Origin of the sequence: Marivirga tractuosa (assembly GCF_042140215.1) — a bacterium.
Lineage (GTDB): Bacteria > Bacteroidota > Bacteroidia > Cytophagales > Cyclobacteriaceae > Marivirga > Marivirga tractuosa_A.
In genome coordinates this window covers 4,338,757-4,362,117 of the sequence record NZ_CP159478.1, presented here as the reverse complement: position 1 = coordinate 4,362,117, position 23,361 = coordinate 4,338,757, and the positions used below count along the sequence as shown (strand labels likewise).

Sequence of the window (23,361 nt, the reverse complement as noted above, 5' to 3'; positions counted from 1 at the left end):
GGGCTCATGGCTCACGGCCGTCTACTCGATTGTGTGTAGCCTTTTTTAGAATCTTACTAATAATCCTCCCCCCCAGCCATATCTATTATTATAATTTCCTTGGATGGAAAAATTTATAGAAAGGATATAAGAAACACCAACCAGCCATTGGGTCTCTCCTTGATACGATTTATTATTTTCTAAATCATTGACCCAACCAAAGTCGGCTCTGTATTCATATTCGCCTTCTATAAAAAGTCTTGGAAAAAGTAAAAGCTCTCTATCCAAACGGATTCTTGGACGCAATTGATGGTCCATACTCACATCTACATTAAATCTATATGGTGTGAAATATTTAACACCAACTAATCCTACTGTATTAAACGTATCATAAGAATCTGGTGTTGAAGTTTCGGTGTTTACTCCTGCATACACCCGTACCCAATCATTGAGGTATCGATTGTAGTTCACTTCTATCTCGGCATTTTGGCTATAATCAAATTCGGCTCGTAAACTAAATTCATTTCTGATATTGCTTGACGTTAAAAAGAGTTCATTAAAGTTTGAACCAGCACGAGCCAATCCCCACGAATAATAGAGGTCAGTTTCATGTATAAGTTTTTCAACCGGAAATTCCGCCATCCGTTCATCTCTTGGTGTATCATAACTAAATACACGATTCATACCACCCATTAAATGGTACAATATGTGACAGTGAAAGAACCAATCGCCGTACTCTTCGTTATAGAATTCGATGACCACTTTTTGCATTGGTGGTACATTGACGGTGTGTTTTAATGGCGAACGCTCCCCGTTTTCATTGATTACCCTAAAGAAATGCCCGTGCAAATGCATTGGGTGATGCATCATTGTTATATTATTTAGTGTGATTCTTGTAACCTCGCCACCTTTAATTTTAATCTTATCTGTTTCAGACAATGGTACGCCATTCATACTCCAAACATAGCGCTGCATATTTCCAGTTAGATTGAGCAGAATGTCATTAACCGGTATGTCTTTCTTATAAGTGGTTTCTTCCTTTGCTTTTAAAAAATCATAGTTGAAATAGGTTTTACGAGTACTGTAATCAAAAGTGGTACTGTCTTTTTGCATCATAGACATATTATGCTTCATTGGCATTGAGTCCTTTTTCATTTCAATCGTATCGTCCGTCTTCATCTTCATTTTATCATTCATCTTGCCGTCTTTCATATCCATCTTATTCATTCCATATTTCTGCATCAAAAACTCTGGTGTTTTTTTCTTTTTGTTGCCCACCATTGCTGGTGCTCCCATCTTCATATCCATTGTTGCCATTTGCTTCATCATCGCCACCTTGTCTGGTCTGTCTATTACCATTGCTGGGAAAAGTTTTCCGCTTCCCAAGCGGATTGAGGTATTGCCAGAACCATCCTGTGCCGTGGCAGTAATTTCTAAAGTCCCTTCCGGAATAGTAACAATAACATCATAGGTTTCCGCAACTGCATAAAGAAATCGGCTTTTATGTACCGGTTCTACATCTATACCGTCACTTGAAACTATCATTGGATTACCACCACCAAAATCCATCCAATAATAAGTGGATGCCGATGCATTTATAAAACGAAGCCTTACTTTCTCACCAGGTTTAAACTCTGGGTATTCTGCGAGTTTTTTTCCGTTAGTTAAAAAAGCAGGGTAGTAAATATCTGTAATATCGGCACCTCCCATTCTATCACGCCAAAACTTAAATTGCGATCCCAATGCACCTTCTTTAATGACTCTGCTTAATGGCACTGATGTGCCCTTTTTAACCTGATACCATTCGTTATTTCGTTTAAGGTTGCGTAATACATTCATTGGTTTTTCATTGGTCCAATCAGAAAGCACCACAACCAAATCTTTGTCATAATCCAATGTCTTTTCTTTAGGTTGAATGATAATGGAACCATAAACTCCCTTTTGCTCCTGCAATAAAGTGTGTGAATGGTACCAATAGGTGCCCGATTGGTTGATAGGAATTCTATACTGAAACGTCTCACCCGGCTCAATTGGTGGTGTTGTTAAATAAGGAACACCATCATAGAAATTTGGAAGTATTAAACCGTGCCAATGTACAGACGTTTCTACATCCATTTTATTGGTTACATTGATTATGGCAAGGTCACCTTCATTAAATTCTAATGTAGGACCAGGAATACTGCCATTTATGGTCATACCTTTGGTTGTTACCCCTCCAAGGGTCATCTCCTTTTGTTCTAGAGTAAGGTTATACTCTTTAACGGGACGCCCTTCTTCTTTTCTATCATCTCCATTTGTACCAACTTGGGCAAAAGAAGCAGAAGAGAAAGATAGAATAGCAAATATTATTACATATTTCATATTTATTTATTTTTTGTGGTTACACACAACATTTGAATACGTGCACCTCTAGGTACACGTATTTACTATATCTTTTTAGCAATCTAAGGGATTTTTAATTGTTTTAAAAGTATTGGTAGCCACATGGGTATAAATTTCTGTTGTTTTAGTAGAATTATGACCCAGTAGTATTTGTATGTAACGTAAATCTGTTCCAGCTTCCAGCAAATGAGTAGCGAATGAATGTCTCAATGTATGTGGTCTAACATTTTTATTAATATGTGCATCTTGAGCAGCTTTTTTAACAATTTTCACTACACTACTAGTACTGTATGGATGTCCTGGCTTTCCTTCAAAAAGATAGGTTTTAGGTCTGTATTCTTTAAAATAAGCCCTTAATTTCAATAATAATTTTTCACTCAAAATACTGTAACGGTCTTTTTTACCTTTTGCTTGTTCAACTCTTACCGTCATTCTAGAGCTATCAATATCTTTTATTTTCAATCTTAATAGCTCTCCTCTCCTAAGTCCTGCTGAATAAAGTAAACTTATGATGCATTGATGCTTTAAATTATAGGTGCGGTTAATCATTTCTTGCACCTCTTCTTTGCCAATCACCTCAGGTAGTTTGCTTTCTTTTCTAGGTCTTTCCAAATCATAAAAACGATTAGGCATTCCCAACACTACTTCATAATAAAATTTAATACTATTAATGCTTTGATTAATAAAGGAATCTGATAAACCTTTTTGAACCCATCCATTCAAATATCTTTTTATATCGAACTCATTTATATCAATTGGAGCTTTGTTAGGAAAATGTAAAAGAAATCGGTTAAAACAAGCCGAATAGTTTTTAGCTGTTTCAATTGAATATCGCCTCAATTCCAATTTCTGAAAATAAGCTTCAGGAATTTTTGGGTATTTCTTTCTTAAATCGTCAACTTTTAAATCCTCTCCGTAAGTGTTCACAGGTTTATTCCGTGCAAAATACTTCATGTTTACCCATGCAACTCCTTTAAATGTCTTCAATATGGTATAGAAGTTCTTTTGTGTATTAGGCAGGTACACCATTTGAAATTTTTCACTCCACTTTACATCAGGCAATGTTTTAATCAGTGCTTGTACCACCTTGTCAGGATAGAATTGTATACCGATTTTCTTTTGGTTGTCAATTAATAAATGCTTGAGCGTTATTTGCTTCTGTAAATCCATAATTTTTAACGTTTTATTAAATGTCAAAATGGATTTAATTAGGTGTTTTATCAAAAATATCAGTATATTTATACGTATAATATTCGTATATTATTCCTTTATGACCCACACTAAACAATGTAAATATTGTAATGAACCTTTAACTGGTCGTGCAGATAAAATATTTTGTGACCCTTATTGTAAAAGTGCTTATCAATATTCAGCCCGTAGGATTTAGATAATTTCGCAATCTGTTTCGAAGATATATTTTACCGTTTCCAGATTTGAGATATTTTTCTCGTCTAGTTGCATCCTGTTGGTTTATACAGCCTTCAAAATAGATAAGAGATAATGGTCTTCTGTACTTTGTCGATTTTACCAAGCCATCATCATGTTTCTGTAGTCTTTTTTTTAAATTTCCTGTGAATCCTGTGTAAAACAGGCCATCCTTTTTACTCAATAATACATATACATAATAATACATACCCAATCTTAAAAATTCTGAGTAACAAATCCAACGGGCTAAAAGAAAGAAAAACCTAAATCATTGTTTGAGAAGGTGGACAAACAATTAAAGCTCAACAGAAAAATATTAAAGCAACATAACAAAATTGGAATTACTACAGTGAGGGAAGAATCACTTTTGAATGAAGGCTTTAATCCCAAATATTTTACCAACTATTGGAAAAATGAAAAAGGTGATGTGTATCTGTTTTGTTATGAATATGGTTTTTTGAGGAAATTTGATAGTAGGAAGAAATTATACCGATTTATTTTGGTTCAATGGCAACCTTATATGAATTAAAAAAGAAATGTAACGTTTTCTATTTTTGCTTAAAACCAAATTATTGGAAATGGAAAATTCACCTTGATAAAATGGCAAGATCACATGGGAAAATAAAGACCCCTAATTTAAATGAAGTCTGAAAATAATGTGTTTTTTGAAGCTACTAGCTGTCCGATACTGAAAGCTAGGATGGAATGCCCCTAAAGAATTTCATCTATCAGTAAATTCAATCCTAAAAACTACCTCATCAATTATTGGAATTGCTTACCTTTGCCCAAAATTTGAATTAAGATTTTATCATGCATAGGACACATCACTGCGGAGAATTAAGAATTGAAAATAAAGGTGAAAAAGTAATATTAAGCGGTTGGGTACAAAGAGTACGTAATAAAGGCGGTTTGCTTTGGATTGATTTAAGAGATCGATATGGAATCACCCAACTTTTATGCGAAGAGGGTAGAACAAGTGAAGATATTTTAAAAGTTGCCAGAAAAGTAGGCCGTGAATTCGTATTGCAAGCCAAGGGAGAGGTAGTGGAGCGTTTCTCCAAAAATGATAAAATGGCTACTGGGGATGTAGAGATTTTCATAGAAGAATTAAATATCCTTAATGCAGCTAAAACTCCTCCTTTCACTATTGAAGATGATACCGATGGTGGGGAAGAATTAAGAATGCAATACCGCTACTTGGATTTAAGAAGACCTGCTGTTCGGGAAAAACTAAAACTCCGTCATCAATTGATGCAAGCCACTCGTAGATTTATGGACAGTTCAGGTTTTCTGGAAGTGGAAACTCCGGTTTTGATTAAATCTACTCCAGAAGGAGCCCGTGATTTCGTGGTGCCATCCAGAGTCCACGAAGGGGAATTTTATGCCTTGCCGCAATCACCACAAACTTTCAAGCAATTATTGATGGTGTCAGGTTTTGACAAATATTTCCAGATAGTGAAATGTTTCCGTGATGAAGATCTACGTGCCGATCGTCAGCCTGAATTTACTCAAATTGACTGCGAAATGTCATTTGTAGAGCAAGAAGATATTTTAAATACTTTCGAGGAAATGGTGAAATACCTTTTCAAAGAAGTGAAGGGAGTTGAGATTGGGGATTTTGAAAGAATGACTTATGATCAGGCTATGAAATTGTATGGTTCCGATAAGCCGGATATCAGATTCGGAATGCCTTTCGTGGAACTAAATCAATATGCGCAAGGTAAAGGATTTAATGTATTTGATCAGGCTGAATTGGTAGTGGGAATTAATGTTCCTGGAGCAGCCGAATATACCCGCAAACAATTAGATGCTTTGACGGAATATGTAAAGCGTCCGCAGATTGGAGCCAAAGGATTGGTTTATGTGAAATGCAATGAGGATGGTAGCTTCAAATCATCAGTGGATAAATTCTACGGTCAAGAGGATCTGAAGGCCTGGGCAGAAGCTGCTGAAGCAAAAGCTGGTGACTTACTCTTAGTCTTAAGTGGTGATATCGACCACACAAGAAAAGCCATGAACGAATTGCGCCTAAAAATGGGGGCTGAATTAGGCTTAAGAGATCGAAATGTATTTAAACCACTTTGGGTGTTGGATTTTCCACTTTTGGAATGGGATGAAGAAACGAAAAGATTCCATGCGATGCACCATCCATTCACCAGTCCAAAGCCAGAGGATATGGAATTCATAGAATCTGATCCAGGCAGAATCAGAGCGAATGCTTATGATATGGTGATTAATGGAGTAGAAATTGGGGGAGGAAGTATCAGGATTCATGATAAAGCATTGCAACAGAAAATGTTCAAGGCCTTAGGTTTTACGGAAGAAGAGGCTCAAAAGCAATTTGGATTCTTGATGGAAGCTTTTGAATACGGAGCTCCACCGCATGGAGGAATTGCTTTTGGTTTCGATAGATTGTGTGCGATGTTTGGAGGTTCAGATTCTATTCGAGATTATATCGCATTTCCGAAAAATAATGCAGGTAGGGACGTGATGATTGATTCACCTTCTACCATTTCATCAGAACAATTGAAAGAATTGCACTTAAGTATAAAATAAAATTAATATATTGTTATTCAGTTTAAATTTGATACCAAGACAGATGACAAAAAGTTTACTTTGCGAAAACTCTGCGCTTTCGCGGCTCTGCGAGACTTTTTAGCGTCTTTAGACGCCTGCGGACAAGTTTTGTTATATTTTATGACAAAAGAAAAGGAAGATCAATCTAGGTCTCAATAGCTCTTTTGAAGTGGAACCTATCAGTATTTAAACTTTTTTGTTTGCAAAATTATTCTATTTATTAACTAAATTTCGGGTTGAACTATTGATTGAACATACTTATATAGAGTTGATGGGATTGGAACTAGCCGATCCCTTAACCTTCATCTCAGATATTTTGATGGCTGTTTTTTGCGCCTTTTTTGGACATAGGCTTTTCCATGATTTGAAATCAAAATACGCAAAGTTATCCGCTTATTTTTTCTTGTTTTTAGGAGTTTCAGCCTTTCTTGGGGGTACTTCCCATCTCTTGGATTTATACCTAGGGAAAACACCGCACTTAATTGCTTGGACTTTGCAGGGTGTTTCTATCCTATTTTTTCAACTGGCAAGTTTAAGGTTATTGCCATCAGCAAAAGTTAAATTCTTTTTAAGGGCTTTAATATTTTCATTTTTCGGGATATTTATTGCCCAAATCTTTTCAGTTCAGCATTTTGATGTGGTAAAAGTCAATTCTATAGTAGGCTTGATTGGGTTTGTGTCCTGCATTCATATTTATAAATATTTTGAATCGAAAGACAAATCTTATTTAAGAATACCATTGACCATCATATTATTTGCACGTGCTTTAATTCATAGTTTTGGTCTTAATTTTAATAAATGGATCGATCAAAATGTAATCAGCCATCTACTCTTATTACCTTGTTACTATTTATTATATAACGCCATTAAGAAAGTAGCCACCCTTAAAAAGAAAACTCAGCAAGCACTGCAACCAGTGCCCCTAAAAGAGAAATAAATAATTTCTTGAAATTAAAGCTGTGATCTGGGCTACTCTCAAAAAAGATAGTAGTGGAAATATGCAGGAAATTACCAGATACCAATGCAAAAAGTATCAGGAATACTTTATCTGAAAATATTTCAGCATCATGTAAAATATGGCTTAAGCCCAATCCAGCAGGACTCGCTAAACTGAATATCACTAAAATAAGAACGACCTTCCATTTTGAATTTAGATGGCAAATCATTACTGACATGAGCGCAAATGCAGCCGGCATTTTATGCATCAATATTCCGAGAAAAATGGAATTATTATTTCCGTGAGAATGAATAGTATCTGGATGCGCTAAAAGGGTTCCTTCTAAAAAAGCATGGATCGATAAGGCAATTAACAAACCCAACCATTTGTTTTGTCCATGTTGATGATGTTCATGATTATTATGTAAATGTCCATGCTCTACTCCCTCCGAAAAATACTCCAAGATGACTTGAATGAAAAATCCAGCTAATACGTACAAACTAATATAAGCTACACTTTCTCCTTGCGAAAAAATTTCGGGTAAAATATGGATGACGGTAACTGAAAAGAGATAAGCCCCAGCAAAAACCAAAGCGAATTTGAAAAATTGGTTATTTACTTTTGGTAGGAAAAATACTAAGTAACCTGCACCAAAAGTGAGTAAAAACAATATAATAGAGCTGCTGATCATAATTTCTTTACAATAAATATCATGCGTTCGGAAGTCTCGGGTTGGTATTCATTCAACTCATAATCGCCAAAGGTTTGCAAAAGCATGAAGTTAGCATTACGGAAATACTCAAGAAAAGATAACCTTCTAATAGCTTTTACCCTTTCTTCAAATTCATAATTTTTTCCTTCTGTCTGAAATTTTATTTTTTTGATAATACTTTCGCCATCAAAATGCCTAGTTAAATGAAATTCAATTCCGTCAATGGTTTTAATTTCTTCTTTCACTAAGTTGTGGATAACTCTATAAGGATTTAGAAAATCTAATGTAAACACCCCGCCAGATTTAAGTGAATCAGAAATGGCACTAATACATTTTTGGTTTTCCGCTTCACTTTTGAAAAAGCCAAAGCTGGTGAAAAGATTGAATGCGTAATCGAAGTAATTTTCTTTTAATGGATTTCGCATGTCGTGAACATGAAAATGGAGTTCTTCATTTTCATGCTTCTTCGCCAATTCAATATTTCTTTTGGAAATGTCTATTCCATCGACTTCAAAACCTTGCTTATTTAAAAAGATGGCATGCCTCCCGCTACCGCATGCCACATCCAGAAGTTTAGCAGCTTTTGGAATTTCTAAATAAGTAAGCAAATTCGATAAAAAGTACTGCGCTTCCTTTTCATCCCTGTTTTTGTAAAGGATATGATAAAAAGGGGAGCCAAACCATTCATTAAACCATTCTTTCTTAGCCTCAGACATGATCACAGAATGATGTTTTCGCTAAGGTTTTCAGTGTTAAATTGTTGCAATTCACCTTTCTCATCTTCATAAATAAAAAATGCTTTCAGATGGCTTTGGGTGGCTAGAATTTCCTTTGCCTTTTCCAGTCCTGTAACCATAAAAGCAGTGAACCAAGCATCCGCTTCCATGCAAGTGGGAGCCACAATGGTAGCGCTTATGATATCTCTTTGAATTGGATAACCGGTTTTAGGATTTATACTATGCCCGTATTTTTTACCTTCATACAGAAAAAATTTTCTGTAATTACCAGAGGTAGAAATGGCTTCATCATCTAATTTAATTATGGCAACTCTACTAGATTGTTGTCCAGCTTGTGCTTTTGGATCATCAATTCCAATAGACCATAAATCTCCCTTTTCATTTTTACCTTTAACTCTCAATTCTCCTCCTAATTCCACCATCATATTTTCTATACCTTGAGCTTTCATATAATCGAAAACGACATCAATAGAATAGCCTTGTGCAATTGCATTGAAATCAAGAGACACATTTTCTTTTTCTTTTACAACTCTTTGGTTGTTGAAATTAATTTTATCAAAACCTACATATTCTTTTATCTCCTCAATTCGACTGCTATCAGGAAAGTCCACTTTTTCAGGTCCAAAGCCCCAGGCTTCAATTAGTGGAAAGACAGTAGGATCAAAAGCTCCTTCTGAAGCTTCATATATTTCTTGTGATTTTTCTAGAACAGGATAAAAGTAGGGTGAATTGAATGTGAAACTATCAGATTGATTAAATTTCACTATTTCAGAATTTTTCAAATAGGTGGATAAGCTTAAGTCAAATGTTTTTAAAATAGAATCTACCTGATTTTTAAAATTTCGGTTTTCTGAATCAGAATAAGTAATGTTAAAGGTAGTGCCTTGTGCTTCACCAGAGATAAATATGTAAGGAAGTTTTTCCGTTTTTGGTTTTTGGCTGTCTCGGTAAAACCAAACGGTAGCCACTATGGCTATTAAAATTAATGAATAGATGGAGTTTTTCGTCCTGTTGTTCATGTTAAAGTAATTTGATGCGAAATTACATTAAATGCAATTGAATTGCGAATAGGAGGGCGGATTTTTGAAAATTATAGACATAAAAAAAGCCACCTTGTGGGTGGCTTCAAATATTAAATAGTTTGGAAATGTTTGTTTAACACATCACGGTACTTAGAACTAAAATTTCTGTAGCACCATTCCTTCAACAAATTCAGCTCATGTTCAACTAACAGAGCAATAGCTTTTGTCAACTCTTTTTCAAATAATCGTCTGTCGAAACTTACTTTAGAAAGAATTGATTTTGCATAATCTAACATAGCTATTATGGTTTGAGTTGTAGTTATTACTTTTAAAGAACTTACTTTTTAAAGTATGTTGAAAATAGTAAAAATTTATTAAAATCGAAAATTAAACACTAATTTTAACGTTCGATTGCTTAAAGTATTTGAATAAAAATACGGGGAAGATGACAAGAAGGTTAGTAAAAATTTCAATTATATTTTCATTACTCATTTGGTTTGGTTTTGGGCTTAACGCTCAGGATATTTCTATTGAATTAGGCCCAGATAAAATTGCTTTAAATGAGGCGTTTACCATTACAGTAAAGGTTGAAGGGGAGACTTTGAAATCCTATGATAAGTTTCCGGAGATTTCAGGTTTAGTGAAAAGAGGGACTTCAAGTAGTTCTTCAACTAATATTTTTAATGGACAAGTAACAAGAAGTCAAAGTATCACTCAAACTTATGTTCCTGAAAAAGAAGGTGTAATCACCATCCCTGCTTTTAATATAACAGTGAATGGAAAAGAGATTAGTTCTGCAGGAAAAAGATTAGAAGTCGGCCCCGCCAAACAACAAAATAGAAATAGAAGGTATGATCCATTTGGAAGTGATCCATTTGAAGATTTTTTTGGTAGGAGAGATGAACCTGAAGAATTTGTTAATTTAAAGGAAGATGCATTTTTTGCTTTGACAACAGATAAAGATGAAATCTATGTAGGCGAAGGTGTTAATACTACTTTAGCATTTTATGTTTCAAATGAAAATAGGGCTCCTCTCCAGTTTCATGATTTAACTAATCAACTTTCTGATATTTTACGTAAAGTCAGACCTAATAATGTTTGGGAAGAAAATTTCAATATTGAAAATATTACGGCAGAACCTGTTAATATTGGAGGCAAGCGTTACAGTGTTTATAAAATTTTTCAAGCCACCTTTTTTCCTCTTGGTGAGCAAGATATAGAATTTCCAAAAGTAGGTTTAGAAATGATTAAATATCAAGTGGCGAAAAGCAGAAGTTTTTTTGGTCAAAATAGGAAAGAGACGTTCAAAACTTTTTATTCCAAACCGAAAACTGTAAAAGTAAAGCCATTACCGGATCATCCTTTGAAAGATCAAGTTTCTGTCGGGAATTATAAATTATCTGAAGATATAAATTCTACTGATTTAAATACAGGAGAAAGTTTTCAATATGAATTTGATGTTAGAGGAACTGGGAATATTTCAGGTATTAATGAACCCAAAGTGAATAAACAGAAGGAATTGGAAATTTACTCTCCTAATGTTAGTGAAAACATTACCAGAAGTAGAGTTTCAGTGAAAGGTTCAAAAGCATTTCGATACTATATGATACCAAAAGAACCTGGAGAGTATGATTTGTCGGAGTATTTCCAATTTATATTTTTCAATACAGCTACAAAGGAATATGATACTTTAAAATCTGATTATAAAATAAAGGTAAGTGGGGAAAGTATGGCAAATGTTAATATTGAGCAAGCCTCTTCTGATGGATTATTCTATGATAGAATAAATGAAACATCAAATGAATTAGAATCTCATGAAACCACTGAGATATGGAAATGGGTGTTTAACATATTTCTTATAGTGGCTTTTTCACTTTCCTTGTTCATCTTACTGAAAAAGTCCTAAATTGCGCATCAATTTTAGTATAAATGAGCAATAGTTTCGGAAAAATCTTCAAAATCACTACTTATGGTGAGTCCCATGGGGTAGGTATAGGTGTCATAATAGATGGTTGTCCTGCTGGTGTAAAGGTAGATGAAGCATTTTTGCAAGCTGAAATGCAACGCAGAAAACCAGGTCAATCTAAAATTACAACACAGAGAAAGGAAGAGGACGAGGTAGAAATTCTATCGGGAATATTTGAAGGAATAACCATTGGAACCCCAATCGCTTTAGGAATCCGAAATACTAATCAGAAAAGTAAAGATTACTCACATATTAAAGATAGTTATAGACCTTCTCATGCAGACTACACCTATCAAGAAAAATATGGAGTAAGAGATTATAGAGGTGGAGGAAGAAGTTCTGCAAGAGAAACTGCTGCCAGAGTTGCAGCTGGAGCCATTGCAAAAATGTTTTTAGACCAAGCGGGAATTAGTGTTCAAGCCTATGTTTCGCAAGTTGGAAGCTTAAAACTTGAAAAATCGTATCAAGAGATGGATTTGGCCGAGGCGGAAGAAAATATAGTCCGCTGCCCTGATCCTGAAATGGCTGAAAAAATGATTCAGCATATAGATGAAACTAGAAAAAATAGAGATACAATTGGTGGAATAGTCAGTTGTGTTGTGAAAGGAACTCCCGTAGGTTTAGGAGAGCCTGTATTCGATAAATTACATGCAGTTTTAGGGCAAGCTATGCTGAGCATTAATGCCGTTAAAGGCTTTGAATACGGAAGTGGTTTTGAAGGGGTGGAAATGTATGGTTCGGAACATAATGATCCTTTTGAAACTGAAGATGGTAAAGTGAAAACCACTACAAATCATTCGGGCGGTATACAAGGCGGTATCTCAAATGGACAGGATATCTACTTTAATGTAGCTTTCAAGCCTATTGCCACCATTATGAATGATCAGGAGAGTATTGATAAAGATGGAAATAAAGTAACAGTAAAGGGCAAGGGAAGGCATGACCCATGTGTGGTGCCTCGTGCAGTACCTATTGTGGAAGCAATGGCTGCTTTAACTATTGCTGATTTTTTGTTGAGGGCTAAAACGAATAAAATTTGATGAAAAAATTACCATTACATATTAAAATTATTATTGGTCTAGTTTTAGGGATTGTCTGGGCTTTTATTTCAAGTTATTTAGGCTGGAACCAATTCACTATTGATTGGATCGACCCTTTTGGTACCATATTTATCAGAGTATTAAAAGCAATTGCTGTACCATTAGTTTTGCTATCGATTATTAGTGGTGTTTCTAGTTTAACTGATATTAACAAACTGGGAAAGCTAGGCTTAAAAACACTTGTATTCTATTTAATGTCAACAGTACTAGCAGTAGGTATTGGTTTAACATTAGTCAATTTAGTTCAGCCTGGTAAGTTTGTCAATGAAGATCAAAGAGTAAAGAACAGAATTAAATATGAACTTTGGGTAAGTGAAAACCCAGATGTTCCTCAACCGAAAGACGGTCGCTCTTTTTTACAAGAACAGAAATACCAGGACTTGGTGAATTCTACCATGAATGAGGGGGCCATGGATTCATTGAGAACTGTTGCAGAAGCTTCTAATGATAAAGTTGATCAATTGTCTCAATCTGCCGAAGAAACTACAAAGCAAGGACCTCTCAAGTTTTTCGTAGATATGGTACCAGAAAATGTATTCGGAGCTTTTAGCAGTAATGCTAATATGCTGCAAGTCATTTTCTTTGCTTTATTCTTTGGGATATGTTTGGCTATGTTGCCTAATGATAAAGTTGGTGGTGTGATAAGTTTTGTAAATGGTGCCAATGAAGTCATTCTTAAAATGGTGGATATCATCATGAAAGCAGCACCAGTTTTTGTTTTTGCTTTATTAGCTGGAGTGATAGCCAAAATGGCCGATACGCCTGCTCAAGTATGGCAAATTTTCAAGGGATTAGGAAGCTACTCTATCACATTATTAGTAGGGTTATTGTTTATGATATTTGTATTGTATCCATTAATAGTCTCACTTTTCATTAAAAAATTAACCTATAAAGAATTCTTAAAAAGAATAAGCCCTGCTCAGTTTTTGGCTTTTTCTACTTCCAGTAGTGCTGCTACTTTACCTGTCACTATGGAGTGCGTAGAAGAGAATATGGGAGCTTCTAAGAAAATCAGCAGTTTTGTGCTTCCAATAGGCGCCACAGTTAATATGGACGGAACCAGTATGTATCAAGCAATAGCAGTGGTTTTCTTAGCGCAATTGCATATGGTCGATTTAACATTGGGTCAGCAGTTGACCATTGTTTTAACCGCTACCTTAGCCTCCATTGGATCTGCAGCCGTGCCAAGTGCTGGTTTGGTGATGATGATTATCGTACTGAATTCAGTAGGCTTAAACCCAGCTTGGGTAGCCATTATTTTTCCAGTAGATAGAATTTTGGATATGTTTAGGACTGTGGTGAACGTTACAGGCGATGCTACTGTTTCTACATTAATTGCTAAGTCTGAAGGAGAACTTAATGTTCCTGATGACGTTCCAGCAAATAAATAATTTAAAAAATTTAACTTAAAAAGATGAGTACGCAGACACAACAACCTGTTACCATTTACATGGAAGCCAATCCGAATCCGAATTCTTTGAAATTCGCTACTAACCAAATGTTGGTACCTGAAGGTGATTCTTTTGATTTTCCATCTATAGAAGATACAGCTCAAGCCCCATTAGCAGAAATCCTTTTCAAAAAGGAATATGTGGACAGGGTATTTTATATGAGCAATTTTGTTACGGTTACCAAAAAGCCTGAGTACGAATGGGTAGAAATCCAAAATGATGTAAAGGATACCATCAAAGAATTTTTGGAGTCTGGCAAGCGAGTTATCGAATTGCAAGCAAAAGACTTATTTGAAGAGACCAATACAAGCGAAAATGCTGAATTGGAAGAGCAAATCAAGAATATTTTAGATGAATATATCAAACCTGCTGTTGAGCAAGATGGTGGGGCAATTTCTTTCCATTCATATGAAAAGGATACCCAAAGAGTAAATCTTCTATTGCAAGGTGCTTGCAGCGGATGCCCTTCTTCTACTATTACATTAAAGGCAGGAATTGAAAATCTTTTAAAAAGGATGTTGCCTAATGATGTAAAAGAAGTACAGGCAGAGGGCGTATAAAATTACATTCCAAACTATTATGCAGTCAGTTGATTATCATTTCACTGACTGCTTTTTATTGTCAAATCCTTCATATTTACTTTTATAGAGATGAATAATATCAGACCTTTTCATGTGGCTTTTCCTGTTACAGATTTAAAAGCAACTCGTCAGTTTTTTGAAGAAGTATTGAATTGCAAAATTGGTCGTACTTCCGAAAGATGGATTGATTTTGATTTGTATGGACATCAAATTACTGCACATTTAACTGATGATGCTATTCAAGAGCCAGCTGCTAATCCAGTGGATGGAAAATCTGTCCCAATAAAGCATTTCGGAGTGATTCTGGAATGGCAACAATGGCATGATTTAGCCGATAGATTGAAGGAAGCTAAAACAGATTTTGTAATCGAACCCTATATTCGTTTTAAAGGAGAGCCAGGAGAACAAGCCACCATGTTTTTCCTAGACCCAAGCGGAAATGCTCTGGAGTTTAAATCTTTCAAAAGAGACGAAGATATCTTCGCGTCATAATTTCTTTTTTTAAGAATTCATTAAACCGATTGCTTTAGCTTTTGGTTACCTATAACATTACTTTCTAGCAATGGAGCTAAAAGACCTATATCGATTAGTCAGAAGAGGGGAGGGCGATACCCTTGAATTTAAAAGAAAGGCAGCTCATCCGGAAAAAATTGTAAAAGAGTTTGTGGCTTTTGCTAATACAAAAGGTGGTAATGTTTTAATTGGTGTAGATGATAATGGGAATATTCCTGGGGTTAAATATGCAGAAGAAGAAATTTATGTTTTGAATAAGGCCTTGGCTAAGCTTTGCAAGCCCAGACTTAAATACGAATACAACATCATTCCATTAGATGAAGATGAGAGTAGGGCAGTGGTGCATTACGAAGTGCCCGAGAGCAAGAAAAAACCTCACTATGCATTGCCTGATGAAAATACTGATTGGGGAAAAGCTTATGTTCGATTAGCCGATAAGAGCATACAGGCTAGCAAGGAAGTTCGAAATATCATTAAGTTCTCCCAGAGGAAAAATAGCAGAATTCTCCAAATTCAGGAAAAAGAGAAAGTCTTGCTGGAGTATTTAGGCGAGCATGAATCCATTACTTTGGCTAAATTTCAGGAAATATCTAAGTTAAATCGCTACAAAGCCTCAAGAGTATTAGTGAATTTGGTAGTTTCCAACATCCTCAAAATCAATCCATCGGATAAAGAGGATACGTTTAGCATGGCGCCTATTGTTAATTTATAGGTTATTACTAACTAAAATTTTGCGTAGAGCTTTTTTCCATTAGTGGAAATTTTCATCCATTTTCCGTTAGGTTTATTGTTTTCGTAGGAACCTGCTGAATAAATATCACCATTTTCATCAAATTTTTTCCAGTCACCATGTTTTTTGCCATTCTTAAAATTGATTATGCCAGCCATTACTCCATTTTCATGGTAACTCACCCACTTCCCTTCTTCTTTTCCATTTTTATAAAAAGATTCATGCTCAATGTTTCCGTTTTTGTGAAAAAGATTCCACTCACCATTTTTTAAGTTCTTTTTGTATAATCCTTTAGCGAGAAGCTCTCCACTTTTATAGTACTCTACCCATTTTCCTACTTTTTCACCTGATTTATATTCTACTTGAGATTGTAGTTGGCCGTTTTCATAAAAGGTGATCCATTCACCAGTTCTTAAGTTATTTTCGAAAAAGCCAGTTTCTTTTATGTTTCCATTCTTAAAATACTCATGATATGGTCCATTTAGCTTGCCTTTTAAATTATAAAGAACTTTGTGAGCTTTTCCATTAGAGTAATAATGGAATTCATAAGAGTATTTAATTCCATTTTTATAATAAGCCTTTTTTCTGATTACATTGTCCTCATTTTTTAATTCGATAAATCCTGTATAATTGTCTTTATCATAATTTTCATCAACAGTGATGCAAGAATTTATAGAAAATAGAAATATTAAAGCGTATATGAAATTGTGGGTAAGAAAGTCCATCCTGTAAAGTTTTGATGATAGTCAATTTGATAAAAACCTGAAACTTTTAAGCCAATAGATACTTTTTCATTTTTAGAATAGAATTTATATTGGAATCCTGCATTTAAAGTAATGTTGTTTTCATAAGAATTTTCGACATAAGGATTAACACTAATAAAGTCTCCGTTTTCATCAATATCAATCTCATAACGAGCTATAGAATTGAAAATACGGTAAAAGTTTAATCCGTAATCTAATCGGATTTGATGACGACTCTCTTTTTTTATAATATTCCAATAACTTCCTAATACAATTGAATTATATAATTTATCAAATTTATCGGTTGACCAAAGCATTAAAGGATCACTGTATTGTTCCCTAAATTCTCCTCTGAAGTATTCGATTTTTAAAGGGATCTTTTCATCAAGCCTAAAGTACCAAGAAAAGGAAATCATGCGACCTTCTATTACGGGGTCATCAGCCCAATTATCCACGTACTCTTCCGGCATTAAATTATCCGGAAATCTTGGAAATAAGGAGTTGTTGTAGTCTCTGGCAAAGCCCAATCCAAAACCAAATTCATTTTCAGACAATACTTCTTGAGCACATGTTATCGAACAAGACAAAATCAATATTGAAAAAAAAGTTATTTTTTTCATAATAGGTTAGAATTTAAGGGTTCCAAAAGGAGCGAGAATTATGCTTTCTAAACCATATCCGCCAAAAAGTGTATAGGCATTCAAGTTGATGCCAATGTCTAATGCATTGTTTATTTCTTTTGCATAGGCTAGGTTAAAAGAAAAACCGATGTCGCCAAAATTTCTTGAAGATGCATAAAAACCGGGTACATAATATTCCCCATCTCGATTTTGGGCTATTCCATAATCCATTGAAGAGTCATCAAAAAAACGAATGATAGGTCCTGCTGCAATATTCAAATAACTAGTACTGTTTTTGAAATTTACTTTTCTTTCGAGTAAAAAGTCCATTGGGAAATATCTTTCGATATACTTTTTATCCCCAAAAATACCATAGATATCTGAATTTGATTTTGAATAAGTTCTTTTAAATGTTGTATAACCTAATCTTCCAGAAACAGACCACTTTTTATTAAAATTATATTTAATTTTTACTCTATTGCTCCACCCCTTTAGCACTTTTTCAGGTTGAAAGTCTTCCGGAATAAATGAAGGTCTTGGATTATGAGAGCCGTAAGAAGGTTCAATTAGTTCAATTACATCCATATGCAAACCACTTTCTATGGAAAATTCAAATTTGGAATACTCTTTATGATTTTGTGCTGACAGTATAATTGGTGAGCAAATCCAAGCTAGTATTATGATAAGATATTTCATATTGTTATAAGCAATAGAGAGCCACTATGATTAGTGGCTCTCTTTTTATATTAATCATTATAATAGTTGAGCGACTTTAATGTATAATACAAAGAGCCTGCCTTCCTAATAGCCAGTCCATTACGAAATCCATGACCAAAATTCACTTTGTTTTTTATGTCATCATAGAAATATTCTCTATTTATATCTTGATCTGCTAAAACACTGTGCTTTGATGTAAATGTAGCTGAAAATCCTGCTGTTACTTCTCCACCAATATTTGCATCACCAGAGGTTTTTTTATCTAAATTCAATTTCACATTACCATTGATAGACACTTCATTGTCCGTATTATCCCACTCATATATGGCAAATCCTTGAATTTCCTCTCCTTCTTCCCACTGATAATCCCAAGGAACGTATTGTTCTACCCACCATTTCTTACGTATTTGCTTTCTTGACATCTCTGCCTGAACTTGATGGGTAGCAGGTTCGACTTTATCTTCTGAAAAATTGTATTCAGGCTTTGCTCTAAAGAATTTAAATTCTGATTCCCCGCCATTGGTATTAAAACCAATTAGTGGGTCATACTGATTTGTACATTTCATCTCTGCCACTTGCACATGCATTCTGTATAAACTGTCATAGATTTCATTAGTTCCGGAACCACCTCCAGTGGAACCTCCACCTGAAGAACCTCCGCCAGAGGAGCCTCCTCCATAGCCTCCACCACCATAACCTCCACCATCGTCAATAGGCATTATAATCATGGTAGAATTTCCAGCTGCATAGTCATCATCTACGTCAACTAATCTTGGAGGGTCATAAGGTAAACTACTTCTTTCTTTCGAATTTGATAAATTAATTCTATAGCCCTCTGCTATGTCTCCTCGGTTTTCTAAGGTGGCTGCTACTATAGTTAAGTTATCTGATTCCAACATCTCTTCCTCAATATAGGGCATATAAAGTTCCATGTTCCCATCCGTGAGCGTTTGGATTAACTTTTCTAGTTCCTCACTGTTTTCCTGACTTGTTCTTTGAGAACTACTTTCTGTTCCGTTAAAGTAATTAGTGAATTTGCTTTTAAAGTTAAGTAATGCAGGACTTAATCTTTGAAAACTTTCAGTTGTAGGGTCAAAAAGTGTTTTTAGCATTACACCTTCTTTTTCTATCCCAATTTTCAGCAATTCTTTCCTTACTTCAGGCTCATTTTGAAGCATATTTATTAAAATATTTTGTGCTTCAATATTTGCATCTCCCAATTTAATCAAATCCTCATTTTGCATTTCATCTTCTGAGATAGTTAACTCCTCATCTTCTAATGTTGGATTACAAGCATACATAGCAACTATGCACAATAGTGCAGTAATTTTCAAATTCAAATTTTTCATAATTAAAATGATAGTTTGATTGTTAAAATTATTTAAAACAACAGGGCGGGTATAAAAATTGAAGGGAAATTTATTGATTAGTAACTTTATCGTAGTGGAACAAATCAATTGTAATCACTTCGTAAGGTTCATTAAAGAATATTAGGTACCATTAATCCTTTAATAGGTTTTACATATTTTCATACGTTTACCCTGGTTGAAATTCGAAAGTATCATTCAATTAATTTATTTCCAAAAAAAAAATACATAATTTTTGATATAAATTTATTTTTTTTATCAGATAGAATTCATATCAATTATTTATCAATTTACTAAAAAAACCTATAGTGTGCTTTTAAGTGATTGTATGAGGTTTTTAATTATTAATAATATTGATAAATATTACATGAAAATATTTGCTTGTTCACGGGGGTTTTATCCTAAACCACTCCATCCTTCAAATCCTACACCTCTTCCATCCCAATTAGGTTTGAGTTAGATTTAATTTAAAATAGGGAAGAAATACCGCAACTTTGAAAAATCAAAAGAGGTATGCGAAATTTAATCATATTTTTCTTATCACTATTTTCTTCCATCCTTTAGGGCAGATCCCAATCACGGGAACTATATCCGATTAAAACTTTTAGGCCTTAGTGTTTATGTAGAAGCAAGGATATTTTAGTAAGCAAGGAAAAGGTTACTTCCTTTAAGCTTTGGTTAGATACACAGAATTATAATTTTACAGCCAACCCCACTCTCATAGCAAAACCACTGCTAACCGCAAAATAGTCTGCCATTGTTTCCAATCTCCAATTACTATTCAGACCAATTGCATACCCCATCCCTAATGCTAGATCAGAGTTGTCTTTCAATATGCCTCTCATTCTTAGAAAAACAGGATTGATAGGGTAGAATCTGAAACCTGCTGAACCTCCTAAATCTTTTTCAATAAATTCTAATCCACCTGTTAAAGCGAATCGATTAGCCATGAAATATTGAGCTTCAGCACCAAAACGGTACTTAGGAATATTTTCAAAGAAAGGAGTACTTAATACATCTATACCCGCAGCCAAACGCCATTGAGCTTTTGACTCTGAAACTGCAAATAGTGAAACAAGACTGAAAAGTAGGATAAATTTTTTCATCAAATTAGAATTTAGTTAAATTACAAAATTAACTCAAAAAATATTTTTTGTATTGCTTTAATATTATATTTTGAGATTATTGGAATTGAAAGTAAATAGAAACACTATTCGTAACCAATTGATTTATCGGACTGCTGTAGCTATTTTGTCTGTCAAACAATGCGTTTGTTAATCCTCGGGAAAAGCGGATTTCAGGTGAAAATTTAAATAATTCATAATAAATGTCAATACCGAATCCTATTTCTAAAGCAAGGTTGAAAGTATTGATTAATAATATATCCTCATTTATTTCTGAAGGTCTTTTACCACTCACTTCGAAGGATGGTTTAGCGCCTCCTATCATATAGGCTCTGAAATTATTTCTTCTTTGAGATTTATATTTTAACAAAAGAGGTAATTCAGCATAGAAAGCTTCTTTTTTTCCCTGGAAAGTGACTTCCTCCGCTTGATCGTAGGTATTGTAATTTAAAGTATATTGATATAGCCCTACCCCAGGGAGTGTCCTAAGGTCTAAATATTGCGCAATTCTTAAATTAACTATGAAACCAACAGTAAACCCAGGAGAACTTTCTGGAATTATGGAATGTAAGGAGTCAAATTGATTTGATACAAAAGCTTCATTGTATCTTACCTTTAAGTTGGCAGTGTGCCCGCCTAAGTAAAAGCCGTAATGAATTAACTGGTCATCATAATTAGGTAAGTTTTCTTTTTCATATTGCTGAGCTGAAACATGAAAACTGAAAACTACTCCTAAGGTGAATAGAATTATTTTATTCCAGTGTAGATGGAGCTTATACCTAAAGTTAGCGGTTTGCATACAGTGTTTTTGAAGCCTAATTTATCTAAAATTGCAGTAAAATCTTTTCCATCAGGAAATGATCTAACTGATTCTGGAAGATAGTTGTAGGCTGCATTGTCTTTTGAAATTGTTTTGCCTAAAGTTGGTAAGATATTTTTAAAATAGAAATTAAAGAGCTGTTTAAATGGGAAGCTTTTAGGTTTGGAAAATTCCAAAACCACTACTTTACCTCCTGGTCTTAACACTCTGAACATTTCTGCCAAACCTTTTTCAAGGTTTTCGAAGTTTCTTACCCCAAAAGCAACGATGATAGCATCAAACTTATTATCTTCAAATGGAAGGTTTTCCGAATCACCCGATGTTAAAGTGATTTTATCGTCCAATTTTCTTTTCTTCAGTTTCTCTCTTCCTACATTCAACATGCCCTCAGAAATATCAACTCCTGTAACATGATCTGGATTTAGTTTTAATGCCTCAATAGCAAAATCACCTGTACCAGTTGCAATGTCCAAAATTTGCTTAGGTTGAATTTCTTTCAATAATTTAATGGCCTTTTTTCTCCATCGAATATCAATACCTAGGCTTAGAAAATGATTAAGGAAATCATATTTATGGCTAATGTTATCGAACATATCAGCCACTTGTTGTTTTTTGCCTGTTTCCTTGTCTTTGTAGGGTAATACTGTCATCTGAAATTGGATTTGCTATTTATGTAGGTCTAACAGCGTGTATTGAAGAAATGTTTGTTTCGAAGAAAATAAAACTGCTATGTTTTTATTTTTAAACACAGCAGTCTTATTTCGGTAATTCAAAAAATTAAATAATCAACATAGCATCCCCATAAGAAAGGAATCTATATTTATTTTTTATTGCTTCTTGATAAGCCTTCATTACGTTGTCATATCCTCCAAATGCCGCAGCCATCATCAGTAAAGTAGATTCAGGCATATGGAAATTAGTTAATAATGCATTACAAATTTTAAATTCGTAAGGAGGGAAAATGAAACGGTCTGTCCAGCCTTCATTTTCTTTCAAATGATTATTGGCAGTAACGGAAGATTCCATAGATCGCATAGCAGTTGTACCTACAGCACAAACTCTTTTCTTGCTGTCCAATGATTCATTCACCAATTCAGCGGTTTTCTTCGGAACTTTAAAGTTTTCCGAATCCATTTTGTGCTTCGTTAAATCTTCCACATCAACTGGGCGAAATGTCCCCAAACCAATGTGTAAAGTAATCGGGCTGGTTTTAATGCCTTTCAACTCCATTCTTTTTAAGACTTGGCGTGTGAAGTGCATTCCTGCAGTGGGAGCTGCTACAGCACCTACCTCCTCAGCATAAATAGTTTGGAATCGCTCTCTGTCAGCTTCTTCTACTGGTCTTTTAATATATTTTGGAAGAGGGGTTTCACCTAAAGAATCTACTAATTTGTAGAAATCCTGATCGTCACCATCATATAAAAATTTGATGGTTCTACCTCTTGAAGTAGTGTTATCAATAACTTCCGCTACTAGTTCACCATCTCCAAAATACAATTTGTTTCCAACACGAATTTTTCGAGCCGGGTCAACCAACACATCCCACAAATGCATTTCTTTGTTAAGCTCTCTCAAAAGAAAGACCTCAATTTGAGCACCTGTTTTTTCTTTGTTCCCATAAAGACGAGCAGGGAATACTTTGGTATTATTGGTCACTAAAATGTCACCTTCATCAAAGTAATCTACAATGTCTTTAAAAGTTTTGTGTTCAATTTCTCCGGTATCTTTGTGCAAAACCATTAGCTTTGCTAAGTCTCTGTCTTCTGCCGGATGCTGTGCCACTAATTTAAGTGGTAATTCGAATTTGAATTCTGATAATTTCATACTTAATATTACGGTATTAAGTGGTTAGACTTAA

At 34.6% G+C, this 23,361-nt stretch carries 24 protein-coding genes; 9 read left to right on the top strand and 15 right to left on the bottom strand.

Annotated elements, in window-relative coordinates; all coding sequences use genetic code 11:
- Nucleotides 1-45 precede the first annotated feature (45 nt).
- The 3 genes from ABWH96_RS19445 to ABWH96_RS19435 form a co-directional block, all read right to left on the bottom strand.
- Entirely contained in the window at nucleotides 46-2,340 is a 2,295-nt protein-coding gene (locus tag ABWH96_RS19445) for a multicopper oxidase domain-containing protein (protein ID WP_251805215.1), read from the bottom strand.
- Nucleotides 2,341-2,415: 75 nt separating this feature from the next.
- A complete protein-coding gene (xerA, locus tag ABWH96_RS19440) occupies nucleotides 2,416-3,531 on the bottom strand; it encodes a site-specific tyrosine recombinase/integron integrase (RefSeq protein ID WP_375579155.1) in 1,116 nt (371 codons plus the stop codon).
- Between the two features lie 199 nt (nucleotides 3,532-3,730).
- Nucleotides 3,731-3,994, bottom strand: coding sequence for a GIY-YIG nuclease family protein (locus tag ABWH96_RS19435; RefSeq protein ID WP_375579154.1), 264 nt, complete (start codon nucleotides 3,992-3,994; stop codon nucleotides 3,731-3,733).
- 75 nt (nucleotides 3,995-4,069) lie between these two features.
- Between ABWH96_RS19435 and ABWH96_RS19430 the strand changes: the two genes are divergently transcribed.
- The 3 genes from ABWH96_RS19430 to ABWH96_RS19420 all read left to right on the top strand — a co-directional run bounded on the left by ABWH96_RS19430 (nucleotide 4,070) and on the right by ABWH96_RS19420 (nucleotide 7,300).
- Nucleotides 4,070-4,315 (top strand): hypothetical protein, encoded by a 246-nt coding sequence (locus ABWH96_RS19430; RefSeq protein ID WP_375579153.1) that lies wholly within the window; start codon nucleotides 4,070-4,072, stop codon nucleotides 4,313-4,315.
- Between the two features lie 281 nt (nucleotides 4,316-4,596).
- Complete coding sequence (gene aspS / locus ABWH96_RS19425; protein WP_375579152.1) at nucleotides 4,597-6,342, top strand: aspartate--tRNA ligase; 1,746 nt, start codon at nucleotides 4,597-4,599, stop codon at nucleotides 6,340-6,342.
- Nucleotides 6,343-6,607: 265 nt separating this feature from the next.
- Nucleotides 6,608-7,300 (top strand): DUF6962 family protein, encoded by a 693-nt coding sequence (locus ABWH96_RS19420; RefSeq protein WP_375579151.1) that lies wholly within the window; start codon nucleotides 6,608-6,610, stop codon nucleotides 7,298-7,300.
- On the opposite strand, the gene ABWH96_RS19415 is transcribed toward ABWH96_RS19420, so the two are convergent.
- The 4 genes from ABWH96_RS19415 to ABWH96_RS19400 all read right to left on the bottom strand — a co-directional run bounded on the left by ABWH96_RS19415 (nucleotide 7,248) and on the right by ABWH96_RS19400 (nucleotide 10,067).
- A complete protein-coding gene (locus ABWH96_RS19415; RefSeq protein WP_375579150.1) occupies nucleotides 7,248-7,991 on the bottom strand; it encodes a ZIP family metal transporter in 744 nt (247 codons plus the stop codon). The genes ABWH96_RS19420 and ABWH96_RS19415 overlap by 53 nt on opposite strands.
- Entirely contained in the window at nucleotides 7,988-8,728 is a 741-nt protein-coding gene (locus ABWH96_RS19410) for a class I SAM-dependent methyltransferase (protein ID WP_375579149.1), read from the bottom strand. The genes ABWH96_RS19415 and ABWH96_RS19410 overlap by 4 nt, the downstream gene beginning before the upstream one ends.
- 2 nt (nucleotides 8,729-8,730) lie before the next feature.
- Entirely contained in the window at nucleotides 8,731-9,768 is a 1,038-nt protein-coding gene (locus ABWH96_RS19405; RefSeq protein ID WP_375579148.1) for an FAD:protein FMN transferase, read from the bottom strand.
- A 113-nt stretch (nucleotides 9,769-9,881) separates the two neighbouring features.
- The gene (locus ABWH96_RS19400; RefSeq protein ID WP_308349632.1) at nucleotides 9,882-10,067 is read right to left on the bottom strand and encodes a hypothetical protein; all 186 of its coding nucleotides are present in this window, start codon (nucleotides 10,065-10,067) and stop codon (nucleotides 9,882-9,884) included.
- Nucleotides 10,068-10,216: 149 nt separating this feature from the next.
- Here ABWH96_RS19400 and ABWH96_RS19395 point away from each other — a divergent pair, with 149 nt between their 5' ends.
- The 6 genes from ABWH96_RS19395 to ABWH96_RS19370 all read left to right on the top strand — a co-directional run bounded on the left by ABWH96_RS19395 (nucleotide 10,217) and on the right by ABWH96_RS19370 (nucleotide 16,094).
- Nucleotides 10,217-11,677, top strand: a complete 1,461-nt coding sequence (locus tag ABWH96_RS19395) for a BatD family protein (protein WP_375579147.1) — start codon at nucleotides 10,217-10,219, stop codon at nucleotides 11,675-11,677.
- A gap of 23 nt (nucleotides 11,678-11,700) precedes the next feature.
- On the top strand, nucleotides 11,701-12,777 hold the full coding sequence (gene aroC, locus ABWH96_RS19390; RefSeq protein WP_375579146.1) for a chorismate synthase: 1,077 nt from the start codon (nucleotides 11,701-11,703) through the stop codon (nucleotides 12,775-12,777).
- Entirely contained in the window at nucleotides 12,777-14,228 is a 1,452-nt protein-coding gene (locus ABWH96_RS19385; protein WP_375579145.1) for a dicarboxylate/amino acid:cation symporter, read from the top strand. The genes aroC and ABWH96_RS19385 overlap by 1 nt, the downstream gene beginning before the upstream one ends.
- 23 nt (nucleotides 14,229-14,251) lie before the next feature.
- Nucleotides 14,252-14,848, top strand: coding sequence for a NifU family protein (locus tag ABWH96_RS19380; protein WP_308349628.1), 597 nt, complete (start codon nucleotides 14,252-14,254; stop codon nucleotides 14,846-14,848).
- A 90-nt stretch (nucleotides 14,849-14,938) separates the two neighbouring features.
- Nucleotides 14,939-15,361: a VOC family protein gene (locus ABWH96_RS19375; RefSeq protein ID WP_375579144.1), complete on the top strand. Its 423-nt coding sequence runs from the start codon at nucleotides 14,939-14,941 to the stop codon at nucleotides 15,359-15,361.
- A 70-nt stretch (nucleotides 15,362-15,431) separates the two neighbouring features.
- Nucleotides 15,432-16,094: a helix-turn-helix domain-containing protein gene (locus ABWH96_RS19370; RefSeq protein WP_375579143.1), complete on the top strand. Its 663-nt coding sequence runs from the start codon at nucleotides 15,432-15,434 to the stop codon at nucleotides 16,092-16,094.
- Between the two features lie 11 nt (nucleotides 16,095-16,105).
- Here the strand turns inward: ABWH96_RS19370 and ABWH96_RS19365 are convergent, their stop codons facing one another.
- The 8 genes from ABWH96_RS19365 to queA all read right to left on the bottom strand — a co-directional run bounded on the left by ABWH96_RS19365 (nucleotide 16,106) and on the right by queA (nucleotide 23,327).
- Nucleotides 16,106-16,837, bottom strand: coding sequence for a toxin-antitoxin system YwqK family antitoxin (locus ABWH96_RS19365; RefSeq protein WP_375579142.1), 732 nt, complete (start codon nucleotides 16,835-16,837; stop codon nucleotides 16,106-16,108).
- Entirely contained in the window at nucleotides 16,801-17,475 is a 675-nt protein-coding gene (locus ABWH96_RS19360) for a hypothetical protein (RefSeq protein ID WP_375579141.1), read from the bottom strand. The genes ABWH96_RS19365 and ABWH96_RS19360 overlap by 37 nt, the downstream gene beginning before the upstream one ends.
- A 6-nt stretch (nucleotides 17,476-17,481) precedes the next feature.
- Nucleotides 17,482-18,171 (bottom strand): hypothetical protein, encoded by a 690-nt coding sequence (locus ABWH96_RS19355; protein ID WP_375579140.1) that lies wholly within the window; start codon nucleotides 18,169-18,171, stop codon nucleotides 17,482-17,484.
- 50 nt (nucleotides 18,172-18,221) lie between these two features.
- Nucleotides 18,222-19,541, bottom strand: a complete 1,320-nt coding sequence (locus ABWH96_RS19350; protein ID WP_375579139.1) for a hypothetical protein — start codon at nucleotides 19,539-19,541, stop codon at nucleotides 18,222-18,224.
- A 710-nt stretch (nucleotides 19,542-20,251) separates the two neighbouring features.
- Nucleotides 20,252-20,665 (bottom strand): hypothetical protein, encoded by a 414-nt coding sequence (locus ABWH96_RS19345; protein WP_375579138.1) that lies wholly within the window; start codon nucleotides 20,663-20,665, stop codon nucleotides 20,252-20,254.
- A 76-nt stretch (nucleotides 20,666-20,741) separates the two neighbouring features.
- Complete coding sequence (locus ABWH96_RS19340) at nucleotides 20,742-21,482, bottom strand: porin family protein (protein ID WP_375579137.1); 741 nt, start codon at nucleotides 21,480-21,482, stop codon at nucleotides 20,742-20,744.
- Nucleotides 21,431-22,153, bottom strand: a complete 723-nt coding sequence (gene ubiE, locus ABWH96_RS19335) for a bifunctional demethylmenaquinone methyltransferase/2-methoxy-6-polyprenyl-1,4-benzoquinol methylase UbiE (RefSeq protein ID WP_375579136.1) — start codon at nucleotides 22,151-22,153, stop codon at nucleotides 21,431-21,433. Before ubiE ends, ABWH96_RS19340 begins: the two co-directional genes overlap by 52 nt.
- Before the next feature lie 127 nt (nucleotides 22,154-22,280).
- Complete coding sequence (gene queA, locus ABWH96_RS19330; protein ID WP_375579135.1) at nucleotides 22,281-23,327, bottom strand: tRNA preQ1(34) S-adenosylmethionine ribosyltransferase-isomerase QueA; 1,047 nt, start codon at nucleotides 23,325-23,327, stop codon at nucleotides 22,281-22,283.
- Between the last annotated feature and the right edge of the window lie 34 nt (nucleotides 23,328-23,361).

Bases quoted from the DNA above. Each gene is read 5' to 3' on its own strand.
- ABWH96_RS19445 (WP_251805215.1), bottom strand. From the start codon at position 2,340: ATGAAATATGTAATAATATTTGCTATTCTATCTTTCTCTTCTGCTTCT.
- xerA (WP_375579155.1), bottom strand. From the start codon at position 3,531: ATGGATTTACAGAAGCAAATAACGCTCAAGCATTTATTAATTGACAAC.
- ABWH96_RS19435 (WP_375579154.1), bottom strand. From the start codon at position 3,994: ATGTATTATTATGTATATGTATTATTGAGTAAAAAGGATGGCCTGTTT.
- aspS (WP_375579152.1), top strand. From the start codon at position 4,597: ATGCATAGGACACATCACTGCGGAGAATTAAGAATTGAAAATAAAGGT.
- ABWH96_RS19415 (WP_375579150.1), bottom strand. From the start codon at position 7,991: ATGATCAGCAGCTCTATTATATTGTTTTTACTCACTTTTGGTGCAGGT.
- ABWH96_RS19410 (WP_375579149.1), bottom strand. From the start codon at position 8,728: ATGTCTGAGGCTAAGAAAGAATGGTTTAATGAATGGTTTGGCTCCCCT.
- ABWH96_RS19405 (WP_375579148.1), bottom strand. From the start codon at position 9,768: ATGAACAACAGGACGAAAAACTCCATCTATTCATTAATTTTAATAGCC.
- ABWH96_RS19400 (WP_308349632.1), bottom strand. From the start codon at position 10,067: ATGTTAGATTATGCAAAATCAATTCTTTCTAAAGTAAGTTTCGACAGA.
- ABWH96_RS19395 (WP_375579147.1), top strand. From the start codon at position 10,217: ATGACAAGAAGGTTAGTAAAAATTTCAATTATATTTTCATTACTCATT.
- aroC (WP_375579146.1), top strand. From the start codon at position 11,701: ATGAGCAATAGTTTCGGAAAAATCTTCAAAATCACTACTTATGGTGAG.
- ABWH96_RS19385 (WP_375579145.1), top strand. From the start codon at position 12,777: ATGAAAAAATTACCATTACATATTAAAATTATTATTGGTCTAGTTTTA.
- ABWH96_RS19380 (WP_308349628.1), top strand. From the start codon at position 14,252: ATGAGTACGCAGACACAACAACCTGTTACCATTTACATGGAAGCCAAT.
- ABWH96_RS19375 (WP_375579144.1), top strand. From the start codon at position 14,939: ATGAATAATATCAGACCTTTTCATGTGGCTTTTCCTGTTACAGATTTA.
- ABWH96_RS19370 (WP_375579143.1), top strand. From the start codon at position 15,432: ATGGAGCTAAAAGACCTATATCGATTAGTCAGAAGAGGGGAGGGCGAT.
- ABWH96_RS19365 (WP_375579142.1), bottom strand. From the start codon at position 16,837: ATGGACTTTCTTACCCACAATTTCATATACGCTTTAATATTTCTATTT.
- ABWH96_RS19360 (WP_375579141.1), bottom strand. From the start codon at position 17,475: ATGAAAAAAATAACTTTTTTTTCAATATTGATTTTGTCTTGTTCGATA.
- ABWH96_RS19355 (WP_375579140.1), bottom strand. From the start codon at position 18,171: ATGAAATATCTTATCATAATACTAGCTTGGATTTGCTCACCAATTATA.
- ABWH96_RS19350 (WP_375579139.1), bottom strand. From the start codon at position 19,541: ATGAAAAATTTGAATTTGAAAATTACTGCACTATTGTGCATAGTTGCT.
- ABWH96_RS19345 (WP_375579138.1), bottom strand. From the start codon at position 20,665: ATGAAAAAATTTATCCTACTTTTCAGTCTTGTTTCACTATTTGCAGTT.
- ABWH96_RS19340 (WP_375579137.1), bottom strand. From the start codon at position 21,482: ATGCAAACCGCTAACTTTAGGTATAAGCTCCATCTACACTGGAATAAA.
- ubiE (WP_375579136.1), bottom strand. From the start codon at position 22,153: ATGACAGTATTACCCTACAAAGACAAGGAAACAGGCAAAAAACAACAA.
- queA (WP_375579135.1), bottom strand. From the start codon at position 23,327: ATGAAATTATCAGAATTCAAATTCGAATTACCACTTAAATTAGTGGCA.